Genomic DNA, 16,811 nt, shown 5'->3' with positions numbered 1-16,811 from the left:
CTAGGGCGACCATACGCTTGTTATAGCCATGATTACGCAGCCAGCCCGCCCCAATGCGAATACATGAACGGCAAACCACCAGTCCGATACTGGTCAGCCCATACCACGCCAGCCAGATTTTCAGTTGCGTGTCGAAATCATTGTTGAACGCCACCAGTCCGGCGCTGAAAATAACGCTTAAGGTCCAGTTTTGTAGCAACAGGGCAAATTCTGTCGCTGCCCGAACACCGCGCCATGAGCGATAAAAATCGGTGATGCCGCCCAGCATCTGGAACACCACCAGCGTAATCAACGCCACCAACAGGTGCATGTAGAGGAATGACAGTCCGCTCACTTCGCAAACCAGCCATAGTCCGGCAAACATGATGGTGATATCTGAAAAGCGTTGCACCATAGAGATTAACGATGCATTGGTTTTCGCTCGCTCGCGCTTTTTTAGATTTGTCATCGTTGTTCCTGTTATTAGCCCCTTACCCGCAGTGGGGTAAGGGAAGATCCGACATTACTCATTCAGCAACGTCAGCAGAGTTCGCGTTCGCGCTTCCATCAGCGGTACATCACCGCGCGATTCCACATTCAACCGCACCACCGGTTCGGTGTTGGAGGAGCGCAGGTTAAAGCGCCAGTCGGCAAAGGTCATGCTGATACCATCGGTGCGATCCACCGCCAGCGCCTCGCGGCTAAAATGCTGTTCCACGCGATTAATCGCCTCAACGGGTTGCGCCAGTTTGCTGTTGATCTCACCGCTTGCCGGAAACGCCGCCATCCGGTCGCGCACCAGTTCGCCCAGCGTTTTTCCTTTCAGGCACACCAGTTCGGCGACCAGCAGCCATGGGATCATGCCGCTGTCGCAGTAAGCGAAATCACGGAAGTAATGGTGGGCGCTCATTTCGCCACCGTAGATGGCGTCTTCCTTGCGCATACGTTCTTTAATAAAGGCGTGTCCGGTTTTCGACATTACCGGGGTGCCACCTGCGGCAGTCACCACATCAACGGTATTCCAGGAGAGACGAGGATCGTGGATGATCTTCGCGCCGGGATTTTTTTCGAGGAACGCTTCTGCCAGCAGGCCGACAATGTAGTAACCCTCAATAAACTGCCCTTTTTCGTCAAACAGGAAGCAGCGGTCAAAATCGCCATCAAAGGCAATGCCCATATCCGCGCCGTGTTTGATGACCGCATTGCGGGTGTCGTCGCGACATTCCGGCAGCAGCGGGTTAGGAATACCGTTGGGGAAATTGCCGTCCGGTGTGTTGTGTACTTTGATTAATTCCACGGGCGCGCCGAGGGCTTTAAAGCGGGCTTCAATGGCGTCCACCACCGGACCCGCTGCGCCATTCCCGGAGTTAATCACCAGCTTGAGCGGCGTGAGGTTTTTGACGTTGATATAACCGAACAGGTGATCAACGTAAGCGTCACGCAGATTGATTTGCTGATAGCGACCGCGTTTGGTTTCATCGACGGGAGGAAAGTCGTTGGCTTCTGCCAGACGCTGGACGTCGCGCAGTCCGGTATCACCGCTGATCGGGCGAGCCCCTTCGCGCACCAGTTTCATGCCGTTGTAATCCATCGGATTATGGCTGGCGGTAACTTCAATGCCGCCATCCACACCGAGATGGAACGTGGCGAAATAGATCTCTTCGGTGCCGGACATGCCAATATCCAGCACATCGACGCCCGCATCCTGCAAACCTTTTGCCAGCGCCAGTTTTAAGGTTTCGCTGGTGAGGCGGACATCACCGCCTAACACAATGGTTTTCGGTTTGAGAAATTCGCCATAGGCACGCCCAATACGCCAGGCAATATCTTCATTCAGTTCTTCGCCTAATTTCCCGCGAATATCATAGGCTTTAAAGCAGGTTAATTTTTTCATATCGTTACCCTTTTTCAGGCAATAGTTGGCCCTGACCGAAACGGCCAATTTTGTTTTTGTCGTTATTTACACCGCGGTTTCGCATTCATTGCCTGATGCGACGCTGCCGCGTCTTATCAGGCCTACAAAACCGAACCGTAGGTCGGATAAGGCGTTCACGCCGCATCCGACAAACAGCGCCTGATGCGACGTTTACACCCGTCCGTAGCGATCCGCGAAACGCACCACATCATCCTCTTCGAGATAAGAGCCGGAGCGTACTTCAATTAAATCGAGCGGAATTTTCCCCGGGTTTTCCAGGCAGTGCGTCGCCCCCAGCGGAATATAAATGGACTCGTTTTCACCAAGCAGTTTGATATCACCGTCAATGGTGACTTTTGCCGTTCCCGCAACCACCACCCAGTGTTCCGCGCGGTGATGGTGCATCTGTACCGACAAGCCTTCGCCCGGTTTCACGGTGATGCGTTTCACCTGGTAGCGGTCGCCCGCGTCGATAGAGTCATATTTGCCCCACGGACGATACACTTCGCGATGCACCCGATGCTCATGGCGACCATCGGCTTTGATCTGCTCGACCACTTTTTTCACATCCTGTACCGCGTTACGGTCGGCAATCAGCACCGCATCTTTGGTCTGCACCACTACCAGATCTTTCACCCCGACGGTGGTGACCAGGCCAGATTCGGCATACACATAGCTGTTTTCAGTTTTGTGATTAATCACATCGCCGTGGCAAACGTTGCCCTCGGCGGTGTGGGCGCTGATCTCCCATAATGAAGACCAGGAACCAACATCGCTCCAGCCCGCATCCATCGGCACCACAACAGCATCTGCCGTACGTTCCATGACCGCGTAATCCACCGACTCTTCCGGGCAGGCGAGAAACGCTTCTTCATCCACACGAATAAAATCAAGATCCGGATCGACGGCGCTCATCGCTTTTTCACAGGCATCGAGAATATCCGGGCGATATTTTTTCAGTTCTTCGAGATAGCGTCCGGCGCGGAACAGGAACATGCCGCTGTTCCAGTAATATTCGCCGCTTGCCACATAGGCCTGGGCGGTTTCCAGATTCGGTTTTTCGACAAACTGCGCCACTTCAAAGGCCACCGTATCCTGCTCACCCGCAGACACTTCACCGCGACGAATATAGCCATAACCGGTTTCTGGTAGATCCGGCACAATGCCAAAGGTCACCAGCTTGCCCGCTTCGGCATATGGCATGGCATTACGCACGGCGGCACGGAACGCGTCTTCATCGGCAATTACATGATCCGCCGCCAGCACCAGCATTAACGGGTCGTTCTCCGGGCTATGACGTTTTGCCGCCAGCGCCGCCAGCGCAATGGCCGGTGCAGTGTTACGCCCTGCAGGTTCGAGAATAATGTTCTCGGTAAGTTTGTTCAGTTGACGCAGCTGTTCCGCGACAATAAAGCGGTGCTGCTCATTGCAAATCACCACCGGGCTTTCGCACTCCACGCCGTTCAGGCGGCAGATGGTGGTTTGCAGCATGGTGAGATCGCCTTTCAGGCATAAAAACTGCTTGGGGTAAAGTACGCGGGAAAGCGGCCATAAGCGGCTACCGGAGCCACCTGCCATCACAACTGGATAGAGTTTCGACTGCGCCATAATTATCCCCGAATATCATTTATAAATTGACGTAACACGTTCTCTTTATCGAGCGTGCGTTCGGCATATTCACGTGCCACCGTGTTGTACTTGGGCAGCAGGAGCGCCTGACGAATCCCCGCCACCAGCGCCTCGACCGATTCCGGTTCCACGCAAACCGCAATGCCCGGAAAGGTTTCGCAAAGCTGTCCCAGTTCTGTGTGGGCCTCTGCGGTAATCACCGCGTTACCGCCTACTGCCAGAATATTGGTCAGTTTCGACGGCAATACGGCATCTGCCGCGCCGCGTTTTTGCACCACCAGATGGCAATCGCCCATCTTCAGCAGTGCGGGTAAAGCGTCATACGATTGCAGCGGGAAAAATTGCATGTTGCGCAGTCCACGCTGCTGCGCCATTTTTTCCAGCCGCGCTTTGCCGCCGCCCTGCCCGACAATGGCAAAAATCAGCGGTTCATCACGCAGGCGTTCGGCAGCTTCAATAACGTTTTCCAGCCCCTGCTTTTCACCAATATTGCCGGAGTAAAGAATGATTTTTTTGTTATCCGGCAGGCCAAGCTGGTTACGAAGGGCATCAACATCGGCGTCTGCGACATGCTGAAAACGGGCAATTTCCGACCAGTTGGGGAAGAAGATGACGCTTTCCGCCGCCACGCCTTTTTCGATGGCTTTATTCATCATCGAACGCGAAATCGTGGAGACGTTATCGACGTTATGCAGTCCGCTACGTTCGAACGCCGTTGCCAGCTGTGCCACTTTGCCGCCTTTGCCTTTTCCGGCAAGGCCCAGCCCCAGCATGGCGTCCACTTCGTAATCCTGAATATGCAGCACGGTACGCGCGCCAGAGAGTTTCGCCAGCAGGCGCATTCCCGGCGTGCAAAACAGCGTTGGTACCACGCCAATAATGCGATCCGGCTTCCAGCGACGTTGCGCCATCAGCGGAAAGAAACTGCTGACGGCAAAACTGCCGAGATGCAACAGGCGTTTCAGGGTGCTCGGCTGTTTTGGCACATACAGCGGGCAGCGCCACACCGTGGCGGCCCCCTCTTCTCGTTTGTAGCGCCAGGCGGAATAGTTCTCACCCACCTGCCACTGCGGGTAGTAAGGCGGTGCGGTAATAACCCGCACCTCATGACCTTGCGCCGCCAGCCATTCCACCATTTCTCCGGTGTATTTGCCGATGCCGGTTAACTCCGGCGAGTAGTTAATGCCGTAGACCAGTATTTTCATAATCCGGGTACTCCGGCACGCTTCTCAGCGAGAAAATAGGCGCGGCTGTTAGCGTGAACATTGTCACTGGCGAGCAGCGCGTCCGGCGTCAGCCAGCGGTAATCGTCATGCTGCTCATCCGGCAGTATCAGATCTTCTTCAGCGACTCTGAAGCGAAAACCGAGCACCACATAGTGAGTGGTGAAATCCGTGCCAGAGAAGTTATCGTCATAAAAGTGCTGCCAGACACCGTAAAACTGGCCTGCTGTTATCGGCAGACGCAGCCCCAGTTCCGCCATCGTCAGCCGCTCAAATGCGGCTTCCAGCGTTTCGTCTTTCTGCACGCGCCCTCCCGGCACAAACCAGTAACCCTGCGCCGGGCGGTTGGTTCTTTTGCCAAGCAGAAACTCGCCGCGACTGTTCTCGGCAATAAAGTCGAGAGAGACAAGCGGTGTGGAGCGCACTACCGTGGCAAAGTCTTCCTGACGTAAAAACATCATTACCCCCGAAAGCGGTCTCGATTCTCAAGGAACCACTGGTAAGTGCTGGCAAGCCCCGCTTCCAGTGAGATTTCGTGATACCAGCCAAGCTGATGCAGGCGCGTCACATCCAGCAGTTTGCGCGGCGTACCATCCGGCTTGCTGGCATCAAAAACCACCCGACCTTTGTAATCCACCACTTTGGCGATGGTTTGCGCCAGCTCGCGGATAGTGCAGTCAACACCGGTACCGACGTTAATGTGCGACAGCATCGGCTGGGTGTTCTCCAGCCAGACTTCGTGCGCCAGCTCCATGACATGAATGCTCGCCGCCGCCATATCATCGACGTGCAGAAATTCGCGCATCGGTGTGCCGCTGCCCCACACCACCACGTCCGGCGCATTCTGTGCCGTCGCCTCGTGGAAGCGACGCAGCAATGCTGGGATCACATGCGAATTACTCGGGTGGAAGTTGTCATGCGGCCCGTACAGGTTGGTCGGCATGACAGAGCGGTAATCGCGTCCATACTGGCGGTTGTAAGATTCGCACAGTTTGATCCCGGCGATTTTGGCAATGGCGTAAGGCTCGTTGGTCGGCTCCAGCGTGCCCTGCAATAACTCGCTTTCTGCCATCGGCTGTTTTGCCAGTTTCGGGTAGATACAGGACGATCCAAGAAACAGCAGTTTGTTCACGTCGTTCTGATGCGCGGCGTGAATGATGTTGCTCTCAATCATCATGTTCTGGTAGATGAAATCCGCCGGATAGGTGTTGTTGGCAACAATGCCGCCCACTTTCGCCGCCGCCAGATAGACCTGGTCAATGCGTTCGCTGGCAAAGAAATCATGCACCGCGCGGCTGTCCAGCAGGTTCAGCTCGTCGCGGGTGCGTAATACCAGTTCCACATCACCGCGCTGTTCGAGCTGCCGCGTGATGGCGGAACCGACCATCCCACGATGGCCAGCGATAAAAATGCGTTGTTTACTCATGCTTATGACTCCAGCGCGATCGCCACGTCGTAGCCGTGAGATTTCAGCAGAGAGTGTTTTTTCGCCGCTTCGAGGTCATTAGCCACCATTTCAGACACCATCTCTCTGAGGGTGATTTCCGGTTTCCAGCCCAGTTTTTCGTGCGCTTTGGTCGGGTCGCCGAGCAGCGTTTCAACTTCAGCCGGACGGAAGTAACGCGGATCAACGGCGATAATCACATCACCCGGTTTAACGCCCGGCGCGTCATGCCCGGTGACGGAAACCACAATGCCCTTCTCTTCAACACCCGTGCCTTCAAAGCGCAGTTTGATGCCCAGCTGTGCCGCTGCCATTTCCACGAACTGACGCACGGAGTACTGAACGCCGGTCGCGATAACGAAATCTTCCGGCTGTTCCTGTTGCAGCATCATCCACTGCATTTTTACGTAGTCTTTGGCGTGGCCCCAGTCACGCAGGGAATCCATATTGCCGAGGTACAGGCACGACTCCAGCCCCTGGGCGATGTTGGCGATTGCGCGGGTGATTTTGCGGGTAACGAAGGTTTCGCCGCGGCGCGGGGATTCATGGTTGAAGAGAATACCGTTACAGGCGTACATGCCGTAGGATTCGCGGTAGTTAACGGTGATCCAGTAGGCGTACAGTTTGGCGACCGCATACGGAGAGCGTGGGTAGAACGGCGTGGTTTCTTTCTGCGGAATTTCCTGCACCAGACCATACAGTTCAGAGGTGGAAGCCTGATAGAAACGGGTTTTCTTTTCCAGACCGAGGAAGCGGATCGCCTCCAGCAGGCGCAGCGTACCCATCGCATCGACGTCTGCGGTATATTCCGGTGACTCAAAAGAAACCGCAACGTGGCTCATTGCGCCCAGGTTGTACACTTCATCCGGCTGCACTTCACGCAAAATGCGCGTCAGGTTGGAGGTATCACTCAGGTCGCCATAATGCAGATGGAATTTCGGGTTGCAGGTGTGCGGATCCTGATAAATGTGATCCACGCGCTCGGTGTTGAATGACGATGCACGACGCTTAATACCATGCACCTCGTAACCTTTTTCCAGCAGAAACTCTGCCAGGTAAGAACCGTCTTGTCCGGTTACACCGGTGATGAGAGCGACTTTTGACATGTCTTATTCCTCTGTATTTTTTGAATTTATTCAGTTTCAACGCGTTCGCGTATCACCACTGCGGGATTCCCCCGGCAAACCACATTTGCCGGAAGCGATTTAAAAACACTGCTTCGTGCACCCACGACGGTGCCGTCGCCGATTGTGACGCCTGGGGCAACAAAGACATCGGTTGCCAGCCAGCATTTCTCGCCAATCACAATAGGCGTGGCGTTAATGGTGAAATGTTGACTTGCATGGTCGTGGCTACCGGTGCATAAATAACTTTTTTGCGATATCACCGAATGTGCGCCAATGGTTATTTCACCGAGGGTATATAAATTGACCTCATCGCCGACCCACGCGTAATCACCTAAGGTTAATTTCCACGGATAGGTAATTTTTACTGACGGACGAATAACTACGTTTTTTCCTATTTTTGCCCCGAATAAACGTAATAAAAATGCCCGCCAGCGATACAATACTTGTGGCGACCAGGCAAATATTGTTGCCTGTACTGCCCACCATAATTGCACTTTAATAGCGTTGCCGCCCCGGAACCCTTTCGGTACCGAGAAACCGCTTAAATCTTGCATCGTTTTCCCTTATATTCAGCTTTTGTTATATAAGGCTTTCGTCTTTGAGGTAGTACGTTGGCGTAAATGCCAGGATAATTCAGCCCAAAAGCCAGGCACATGTAATATTTGCCGTTGGACTTTTTTCGCGTCAGCACACAATTCCATATTATTGGTGGTAGATACCCCACCCATGGAAAATTCAGACACCAGGCCATTGAGTTTTTTAAATGCATAACCGGCTTTATACATTTTGGCTGCCAGCGCGTAGTCGGAAGAAACTTTATATTCCAGGTCATAACGCCATTTCTTCAAGCCGGATACCGGGAAAAATATCGCCTGATGACTGGCGGGCAGGCTGTGATAAATATACCAGCCCGGTTTGGCGCTACGTTTAATTTTATGCCCGTCGCCAAAATCCAGCAGCGCATCGCCGGTGATCATCACGTTATCTTTTTGCATTTTTAACTTACGGACAAAATTTGCGGCATTCTGATGAAAAATATCGCCCGAATTGAGAAACAACGCGAACTTGCCTTGTGCCATCGTAATGCCTTTGTTCATGGCGTCATAGATACCGTTATCTGGCTCGCTGACAAAGCGTAGGTTATAGATACCATTGAGATTTTCCAGATACTCACGGGTGCCGTCATTGGAACCGCCATCGACAACAATCCATTCGAAGCTGATATCTTCCGCCTGCGCCAGATGCGCCAGCGAGGCATGTGTTTTGACTATCCCTTCGAGGTTACGAAACGCGACAGTGATTATGCTAAGCAACATGTTCTTATTCTTACCTCGTAATATTTAACGCTTTTCGCAAAATAAACGGACAGACGATTAAAAATGCATATTCCGGGCTAAATATCGAACCGGTAAAAAACAGCGATACCGGAGTAAAAAGATATAATTGCACGCGAAAATTGCGGTTATCACCAAAAGCGTTGATCATCATTTTTATCACTTTCCCCATGTACCACAGCGATAAAAACACCGCGAACCAGGAAAAATAAATAATCAGCAGATACAAACCATTGTCTATGGTTTTTCCGACATCCGCACCGTTAAATATTCCGAATGATGCGACATATTCATAAAGTGAGCCAAATCTGACTACACCGTCAATATGGGTCAAAGAATAACCGACCATCACCAGCGGACCGACAATACGATAATACGATGACGATCCTTCCGTACCTAAATCGCCCAGACGGGTGGAAATATAAGGAAACGCGATTACCACACCAACCAGGAATACAGCCAGAGAAATCAATGCTAACGGTAACTTTTTCTTAATCGCCTCTTTATTCAGATATTGGAATGCCCACTCCAGCAAATAAAACAGGATAAAGGTCATAACCCCTGAAAACGATCCGGATAATATTATCCCTGCGAGAATCATAGCATCGGTTTTAGGCGTTTTGATACCAAACTGTTTGATGCTGAGCCAAATTGAGATTAATGCCAGAGCGAAAAATGCCGGTTCGAAATAAAGTGCTGTCGTGCGCTTGCCGCCGAATTTGATGAAATTCAGCACATAGCTGTTGCTGTAAATCAGATATTTCGAAATCGACTCCATAATACTGCTGCCGCCGGTGAGGATAATTTGCGCCATCTCCACCGCCGCCAGCGCCACCACCAGCCCGACCACCAGATAAAAGAAACGTAATATCTTGCGATGGTTGTGTGGCGAAATCGTTTTAAAGCGAATACTCCACACCATGCCAATAATGATCACAATATAGACAAACAGCATGGTTGAAGTGACGTATTTACTGGCATCCAACGACTGACCAAACAGATAGTTGAACGCCGTGAGTCCCGCACCAATCCCTAAGGCAATCATCAATTTTTTAACGCTGATGCGTTCTAAAAACAGCAGTAACAAGACAGGTAAAAAAGTGACGATAGTGATGGGGAAACTTTCACCAAGCTGGGCGATTTTGACGTTAACCAGCAGGTAGATCAGCGGCAGCAGCAGGTAGCTACAGATTCTGATAGAAGTTGACATACTCCTCCAGCATCTGTTGTCCACTGTAGGCGGCGCGGCTGCGTTGGCTGAACTCAGCCAGCGTGGTACCAAATATCGCCTGCGCGATTTCCGGTTTGCTTAACTGCACCAGTTGCAGCACCTCTTCTTCACTGACGGTTTTACCACCGGATTTTTGCAGCACTTCCCGCGCCGCATCGCTATGGGTGGCGATCACCGGCACGCCAATCGATAGCGCCTCACACAAAATCAGCGGGTAGTTATCGACGCGAGAACTGAACACCAGCGCATCCATCTGATTGAGCGCGCTCATCAACTTGCGCTTGTCAGTTTCAAAGCCGTGATTAACCACGTTGCCAGCGGTGAACGGCGAGAACTTACCAAAGGTATGCAGTTCGATTTTGTCGCCCAGCGCCATCATCTCACGCACCAGTTGCTGGTTAGTCTTGCCGTCGTAACGCAGGTCATGCGCCACCACCGCGATTTTCGGCTTGCCCTGGGTTTCGCGCACCGGAGGCAAGTCCGCCAGAATCGCTTCGGTTACCATATCAATACCATTATTGATAATCCGGCAACGCCCTGGCCCGTACAGACTATTGAAAGCGTCAGCCACATGCTGGCTGGGGGAAATAAACTGACAGCCCAGTGCCAGCATCTCGCGGAATAACTGGCGTTTGCCCGCCACCAGCTGGTGTGCCCGATCAATCTTCACCGGCGGATAGTTATTTAAGGTCGGGCATTTCTGGCAGCCCGTTTTCCAGCCTTCGCAACCGTCGGTAAAGGCGCAGCGTCCGGTAACGCTCCAGTGGTCGTGTAACGTCCAGACCAGAGTGACATCCGGTTTGTGGTTTTTCACCTTTTCGCAAAAGCGCACCACGCTCTTAAGATTCAACCAGTAGCTGTGCAGCACATGAAAATGCAGGACCACCGGACCCGGGGTGCGAGTAATGGTGCGATATAACTCATTGAAATTGCCAAACAGATCGCGATTAAACAGACGAAACAGGGCAATATTCGCCATCGCGGTCATCCGCGGCGTATGTTTGATGACCTGCGGATAGTTTTGATGGCTGACGCTCTCTTTGCCGCCTTTGCCGTAGCCGTAGACAAAATGTGACGCCAGCCCCTGTTGCAGCGCACGCTGGTGGAGATCTAACGCCACACCTGCCGCCCCGCCTTCCGCCAATCGCACATTAAATTGCAGAATATTCATTTAATTACCTTCACTCGCGCTTTTTCTCCCACCACCAGCGCGTTGTCCGGGACAGAGTCGAGCACCACGCTGCCCGCGCCCACGGTGACGTTGTTACCAAGCGTGATATCACCAAGAATAATGACGTTGGCACCGAGTTCGACGCCGTTGCCAATGTGTGGACATGCCATGTTATCGGCACCACGATTGCCGATAGTGACGCCGTGGCGAATGGTGAAATCATCCCCCGCTACCACGTTTTTATTGATCACTACGGCGTAACCGTGATGGATAGTGAAACGGCGACCAATGGTTGCGGCTGCCTGGATTTCATAACCGAAAAAGCATTCGGTGATAATGCGATACAGCACCAGCAGCGGGGCCGCCCAAATATTGTTGAGGACGTTCTTTTTGCGCCACACCGAACAAAAATGAGCGACGCGATAGGCTAGAACCATGCAGCACGGACGTAAACTCCAGCTGTTGGCGCGTAGATCTTCCAGCATATTTAGCGCCCCCGAATACCATCAGCCAGACGTTTGCCGTTACGCACCGACAGCAGCGTCAGCAACGTGCGCCAGGTCATGCGTTTATTGCGGATCTGGTAGAGGGTAAACAGCTGATATTTTTTGCTGGCGCGGTCAAATTTGTCTTTGTGCTTGCGGTAAAAGTGGAAGTATCCGGAGAATTTTTTCGGTGACGAGGTGATCTGCATTTCACCGTGATTGATATGCAGGATCTGCGTCGCCTCTTCCACTTTCCACGGTTCGCCATACTCCACCACCATCCGCAGGAAGATGTCGTAATCCTGTGCCGCTTTCAGTTCGGTATCGAACAAACACTCTTTGAAACGCCATGCCCAGGTAAAGACCTGATTGCCAATGATATTGCGTTTATAGAACAGGCGGCGTGAGTACGGCGATTTGGGATACAGTGGTAAGCTTGCCGGTTGGGAATAAACTTCTCCCTGGCATACGTAGTCGTTAGCGTACAAAAAGGCGTGAGTGACCAGTTGCTGTTTATGGGCGAGGAAGACGCTCAGACGGTTGGGTGTCCATTCGTCATCGTCATCGATCCCGGTAATGTATTCCCCTTGCGCCAGCATAATAGCCTGGTTACGTACCGCGCACGCCCCGCTGTTAATATCGTTGTGGATGTAAGTGATACGCGGATCGTTGAGGGCGGTGACGTACTGTTGCAGTTGTTCCCAGGAGGTGGAGCAATCATCCACGATGATCATCTCCCAGTTGCTGTAGTCCTGGCGCAGGACCGATTTTATCGCCCGAATCGCCAGTTGTTGGCGGTTCCAGGTTGGCATATAGATTGAGATCAGCGGATTATCTTTCATAGGTTGTTCTCCCGGAGTGTCGAGATGTTCTGCCGGTTTATAAGCTTGTTTACGGGTTCTGTTGCCGGATGCGGCGTGAGCGCCTTATCCGGCCTACGGAGCTGGTTTGCTTGCCGGATGCGGCGTGAAGGTAGGTCGGATAAGATGCGTCAGCATCGCATCCGACAGCGGATGTCGTTATTTCGCATCCGACTTATATTCGTATTCGTAATAGCCATAATCCTGATACGCGCTGGCGCGGCGGAAGATGGAGTTCAGAATCACCCCTTTCACCGGAATACCGTTTTGCTCAAAGCGGCTCAGACTGGTTTCCACTTCTTTCAATGTGTTGACCGCATAACGCGCCACCATTAACGTGGTTCCGACATGACGACCAACAATTGCGGCATCGGTCACTGCCAGAATCGGCGGCGTATCAATCAACACCAGGTCATAGTTTTTACTCGCCCAGTTCACCAGTTCGGCAAAGCGTTCGCTCATCAACAGCTCAGAAGGATTTGGCGGCACCTGACCGCGCGGGATCAGGTCAAATTTGGCAATAGAGGTCGGTTTAGCAGCGGTAGTAATATCGCCCTGACCAATCAGAATTTCCGACAGACCATTGACGTTATTGGTGCCCAACAGCTCGTGGGTGTAGCCTTTGCGCATATCACAGTCGATCAACAACACCCGTTTATTGGTCTGGCTGATCACCGCCGCCAGGTTGGCGCAGACAAAGGTTTTACCAATTGACGGGCTAACCCCGGTCATCATCAACACATTGTTCTGCGCCTGCATCATCGCGAAGTGCAGACTGGTACGCAGACTACGGATGGCTTCAATCGCCAGATCGGTTGGATTCCCCACTGCCAGTAGCTGGCTCTGTTTATAGCGTTTAACCCCTTTGATGGTTTTGACGCTATCGCGCGCTTTCTGCCACTCCGACAGCGGGATGCTGGCATAGACGCTGATTCCGTGTTCTTCCAGCACTTGCGGGCTTTCGATGCCGCGATTAAACAACGAGCGCAGCAGCACACCCACGATAGAGAGCATCAGGCCAAGGATAATCGCGCCGAGGATAATCAGCCCTTTCTTCGGTTTTAGCACGCCAGGCTGGGTGATTGCCGGGTCAACAATGCGCACATCGCCGACGGTGCTGGCTTCGGTGATTTTCAGCTCCTGCTCTTTATTCAGCAGTTGCATATAGACCTGCTGACCAGACTCGACATCGCGGGTCAGGCGCACAATCTCCTGCTGGGTTTTCGGCATCGCCGTTACGCGACCATTAAGTTTGGCTTTTTCGTCTTCCAGCGCCTGACGTTTCTCCAGCAGCGTGCGGTACGCGGGGTGAACTTTGGTGTACAGCTTGGAGATTTCCGCCTCTTTAAAGGTCAGTTCGTTCAACTGCGCGTCGATGTTCACCATCGAATCGAGCACCGCTTTCGCTTCCAGCGGCAGATCAACAGAATCTTTATCCTGACGGAAGGCATTCAGTTTGTTTTCGGCAACATCGAGGCGGCTACGTACTTCCGGTAACTGTTGCGCGAGGAAAGCGAGGCTTTTCGACGCTTCCGCCGATTTGCGCTCAATATTTTGTTCCTGATAGTTACGGGCGATGCTGTTAAGAATGTCGCGGATCTGTTCGCGATCTTCACCGGTATAAGTCAGGCTCAGTACGCCTGCGTCTTTGCCGTTCTCCGTTACCGTCAGGCTGTTTTGCAGTTGGTTGATCATCCCCAACGTGGAGTATTTGGTGACGGTAAACTCACTGCCCGGGCGGGCGTGAATGGCTTCAACCATCAGCGTGACGCCTTCTTTTTTCAGCATCTGGCCCGCTTGCCCACGGGCGCTAAAGCCGCCATCACTGCTCAGAGTGTAGTTTTTGTCATCCAGCACATTAAGCGTAAACACCTGGTCCGCCATCTCTTTCGGGCGGTTAAAGGTGGTCACTTTCACCGTCTCGTTCTGACGTCCCATCAGGCGATCCCAACCCGCACCGAAAATCGGGAACGTGTTTTTGCTCACCGCAATATCGAGGTCTAGATCGTCCACCGTTTTACCAAGCACCAGACGCGAACGAATCAACTGGATCTCGGCGTCCGATGCAGGCGGTTTGTTGGCTAATGCCGAGCCAATGTCCTGCACTAACGAATTGCCGCTGTTTTGTTCGATTTGTACCAGTGCGTCGGCACTATAAATCGGCGTGGCGAAGAAAGTGTAAACCACAGCACAGAGGGCAAATACAGCGGTGATGCCAATCACCCACCAGCGCGCTTCAATGACGGTGCCGACCAGGCGACCAATATCGATTTCATCACTGCCCGTTACCGGAGCGGCATGTTGTTTTACTTTTTCTGTCATTCTTATACCTGCTCTGCGTTCAATGCCTGCGCCCACTGGCGGGCAGACCGTTCAAGTAATGTGTACACCGCTGCAAACGTTTCCCGGCTTTTGCGATACGGATCGGGGATTTCACATTCGTTATCCCAGTGACCAAACAGCATCACTTTGCCGCGCATCTCAGGTGCCATCTCGCATAAGCGTTCGATATGGCGCTTTTCCATGGTCAAAATCAGGTCATAGTTGCGACACAGGCGGCGGCTGATTTGCCGTGCACAGTGACCTTCCAGAGACAGTTGATGTTCTGCGGCGACGCTGATAGCGGTAGGATCTGCGCCCTTACCGACCAGCGCGCCGAGTCCAGCGGACTCCACTTTCAGTTCCGGGTGATAACGTTGCAGTAAGCGTTCCGCCGTCGGGGAACGGCAAATATTGCCGACACAGACAACTAAGATGTTGTTAAACATGACGATTACCAGTTATGAATGTCGCTGGCTGTATCCGTCATGTAACGGACACCGCTAATAGTTGGCAGCAACTGATTGATCAGACGGTTCCAGCGGGAAACCGGGGCGGTGGTGACATACACCACGTCATAAGGTTGCAGGCGGAATTCTGTCGCCATCACCAGCGACGTGGCATCGGACATATCCAGCTGGTAGATATTGGCAATCTTGCCGTTACGCCCGCCCTCGCCTTTCAACGGACGAATGACAAAGATGCCGCTGGCGTTGGAGGTGGTCATGTCGATACCTTCAGCATTGCCCAGGGCTTCAGTCAGGGTCATACCGCTAAAGTCCATTTTCAGGGTGCTCTGTTTCTTAACTTCACCCATCACAAATACTTTCAGATCATCATTACGCGGCACGTAGAGAATATCGCCGGGGTAAAGCAGTCGGTTCTGATTGAGGTCGCCGTTTTGCATCAGCGCCTGCAAAGAAATGCGTTCTTCACGACCATTGTGTGTTAGCACCACGTTGCGCCAGTCAGCGGTGTCGGTCAGGCCACCTGCGGCGTTGATGGCATCGAGAATGGTCAGTGGTACGTTGGTGATCGCCTGTTGACCGGATTTATTCACCTGACCTGAGATATAGGCCTTTTGTGAGCGGAAGGCGGCGATATTAACGTCCACCTGCGGGTCAGCGATGTACGTCGCTAAGCGCCCGGTAATATCACTGCGGATTTCAGCGAGCGTTTTCCCGACTACGTGAACCTTGCCGATATACGGGTAAAACATAGTGCCGTCAGGCTGTACCCAGTTGCCGGTGTCGCTGGAGCTGCGGTACTGACCGGCTGGCGTGGTGAGTTCCGGGTGATCCCAGACGGTGACATTCAGAACGTCCCCCGGCCCGACGCGATACTGGTAATTCGCGATCTCGCTTTCCAGCGTCATATTGGGGCGCGCTACATTCGGGCGTGGGCGTAATTGGTCAATCAGGCGCGGGGTCAGCGGATAAACATTCACCATTTTGTCGAGATCGAAATCAGCGTCCTGCTGTTTGATGACGTCTTTGCCCATCGTCGACATATTGCTGCCCGGAAGTACTGTGCAACCGCTTATCAAGGTTACTGACACCAATAATGGCATCAATTTCATTTTGGATTTCATCATTGTTTATTTATCACTTTGGCAGAGTAATTATCCTGTGCACTATTAATAGCAATGTCGCCATGCACATTTACCTTGCAGTTAATTGAATAAAAATTTAACTGGCATCAGTCCTAAAAAAATTGATTTCATCCGCAGGCTATTGACAGAATAATTCAGACTGGTCTTTCAGGCATCCAGACACGCTACCGCCCCTGGCTTTTTAGCTACCAATACACTGATTTAGCTTAATTTTTAAAACCCTCTCAACATACAGTCGTTGATGAGAAAGGGTTATTGCGGAAATTAACTTCCGAATATAAGGTGACATTATGGTAATTGAATATTGGCTCTCCAATAATGCAGGAGGAAGTGTTACAGCTAACGGAATAGCAGGCAAGGTAACAATTCGGCAATTGGCTATTTTTAAGAATTATATTAAGTGTCATTCAATATGGTTTTTAGGAGTTTCTTTAGGTTGACAATATTTAATATTGCGTCTCCACATGCGATATTTCTTAAAT

At 52.2% G+C, this 16,811-nt stretch carries 16 protein-coding genes and 1 pseudogene; 1 reads left to right on the top strand and 16 read right to left on the bottom strand.

The features are described 5' to 3' along the window. The 16 genes and pseudogenes from QZF50_RS17950 to wza all read right to left on the bottom strand — a co-directional run. Positions 1 to 448, bottom strand: a pseudogene (locus QZF50_RS17950) (undecaprenyl-phosphate glucose phosphotransferase); the annotation flags it as partial. A gap of 54 nt (positions 449 to 502) precedes the next feature. Next, positions 503 to 1,873 carry a colanic acid biosynthesis phosphomannomutase CpsG gene (cpsG, locus tag QZF50_RS17945; RefSeq protein WP_001296216.1) on the bottom strand — a complete coding sequence of 457 codons (1,371 nt, stop codon included), beginning with the start codon at positions 1,871 to 1,873 and terminating at the stop codon, positions 503 to 505. Positions 1,874 to 2,065: 192 nt separating this feature from the next. Then, the gene (cpsB, locus tag QZF50_RS17940; protein WP_000079263.1) at positions 2,066 to 3,502 is read right to left on the bottom strand and encodes a mannose-1-phosphate guanyltransferase; all 1,437 of its coding nucleotides are present in this window, start codon (positions 3,500 to 3,502) and stop codon (positions 2,066 to 2,068) included. Positions 3,503 to 3,504: 2 nt separating this feature from the next. Further along, positions 3,505 to 4,728 carry a colanic acid biosynthesis fucosyltransferase WcaI gene (gene wcaI / locus QZF50_RS17935; RefSeq protein WP_023568733.1) on the bottom strand — a complete coding sequence of 408 codons (1,224 nt, stop codon included), beginning with the start codon at positions 4,726 to 4,728 and terminating at the stop codon, positions 3,505 to 3,507. After that, positions 4,725 to 5,204, bottom strand: coding sequence for a GDP-mannose mannosyl hydrolase (gene gmm / locus QZF50_RS17930; protein WP_023568732.1), 480 nt, complete (start codon positions 5,202 to 5,204; stop codon positions 4,725 to 4,727). The genes wcaI and gmm overlap by 4 nt, the downstream gene beginning before the upstream one ends. Before the next feature lie 2 nt (positions 5,205 to 5,206). Continuing rightward, positions 5,207 to 6,172, bottom strand: coding sequence for a GDP-L-fucose synthase (fcl, locus tag QZF50_RS17925; RefSeq protein ID WP_023155484.1), 966 nt, complete (start codon positions 6,170 to 6,172; stop codon positions 5,207 to 5,209). A 2-nt stretch (positions 6,173 to 6,174) separates the two neighbouring features. Then, positions 6,175 to 7,296, bottom strand: coding sequence for a GDP-mannose 4,6-dehydratase (gene gmd / locus QZF50_RS17920; protein ID WP_000048190.1), 1,122 nt, complete (start codon positions 7,294 to 7,296; stop codon positions 6,175 to 6,177). A 26-nt stretch (positions 7,297 to 7,322) separates the two neighbouring features. Next, positions 7,323 to 7,871 (bottom strand): colanic acid biosynthesis acetyltransferase WcaF, encoded by a 549-nt coding sequence (gene wcaF / locus QZF50_RS17915; protein WP_001153559.1) that lies wholly within the window; start codon positions 7,869 to 7,871, stop codon positions 7,323 to 7,325. Positions 7,872 to 7,886: 15 nt separating this feature from the next. Further along, positions 7,887 to 8,633 (bottom strand): colanic acid biosynthesis glycosyltransferase WcaE, encoded by a 747-nt coding sequence (gene wcaE / locus QZF50_RS17910; RefSeq protein ID WP_000927076.1) that lies wholly within the window; start codon positions 8,631 to 8,633, stop codon positions 7,887 to 7,889. Between the two features lie 10 nt (positions 8,634 to 8,643). Continuing rightward, positions 8,644 to 9,861, bottom strand: coding sequence for a colanic acid polymerase WcaD (gene wcaD, locus QZF50_RS17905; protein WP_000107816.1), 1,218 nt, complete (start codon positions 9,859 to 9,861; stop codon positions 8,644 to 8,646). After that, complete coding sequence (gene wcaC / locus QZF50_RS17900) at positions 9,836 to 11,053, bottom strand: colanic acid biosynthesis glycosyltransferase WcaC (RefSeq protein WP_001471788.1); 1,218 nt, start codon at positions 11,051 to 11,053, stop codon at positions 9,836 to 9,838. Before wcaC ends, wcaD begins: the two co-directional genes overlap by 26 nt. Continuing rightward, positions 11,050 to 11,538: a colanic acid biosynthesis acetyltransferase WcaB gene (wcaB, locus tag QZF50_RS17895; protein WP_000888729.1), complete on the bottom strand. Its 489-nt coding sequence runs from the start codon at positions 11,536 to 11,538 to the stop codon at positions 11,050 to 11,052. The genes wcaC and wcaB overlap by 4 nt, the downstream gene beginning before the upstream one ends. Positions 11,539 to 11,540: 2 nt before the next feature. Continuing rightward, positions 11,541 to 12,380, bottom strand: a complete 840-nt coding sequence (wcaA, locus tag QZF50_RS17890; protein WP_000654503.1) for a colanic acid biosynthesis glycosyltransferase WcaA — start codon at positions 12,378 to 12,380, stop codon at positions 11,541 to 11,543. A 177-nt stretch (positions 12,381 to 12,557) separates the two neighbouring features. Beyond that, positions 12,558 to 14,720 carry a tyrosine-protein kinase Wzc gene (wzc, locus tag QZF50_RS17885; RefSeq protein ID WP_000137112.1) on the bottom strand — a complete coding sequence of 721 codons (2,163 nt, stop codon included), beginning with the start codon at positions 14,718 to 14,720 and terminating at the stop codon, positions 12,558 to 12,560. A 2-nt stretch (positions 14,721 to 14,722) separates the two neighbouring features. Next, on the bottom strand, positions 14,723 to 15,166 hold the full coding sequence (gene wzb, locus QZF50_RS17880; protein WP_000482901.1) for a low molecular weight protein-tyrosine-phosphatase Wzb: 444 nt from the start codon (positions 15,164 to 15,166) through the stop codon (positions 14,723 to 14,725). Between the two features lie 5 nt (positions 15,167 to 15,171). After that, positions 15,172 to 16,311, bottom strand: coding sequence for a polysaccharide export protein Wza (wza, locus tag QZF50_RS17875; RefSeq protein ID WP_000978094.1), 1,140 nt, complete (start codon positions 16,309 to 16,311; stop codon positions 15,172 to 15,174). Positions 16,312 to 16,619: 308 nt separating this feature from the next. Between wza and QZF50_RS17870 the strand changes: the two genes are divergently transcribed. Beyond that, a complete protein-coding gene (locus tag QZF50_RS17870) occupies positions 16,620 to 16,769 on the top strand; it encodes a hypothetical protein (protein WP_162829205.1) in 150 nt (49 codons plus the stop codon). Positions 16,770 to 16,811 lie beyond the last annotated feature (42 nt).

Origin of the sequence: uncultured Escherichia sp. (assembly GCF_948475835.1) — a bacterium.
GTDB lineage: Bacteria > Pseudomonadota > Gammaproteobacteria > Enterobacterales > Enterobacteriaceae > ECMA0423.
This window is presented reverse-complemented; position numbering and strand designations above follow the sequence as displayed.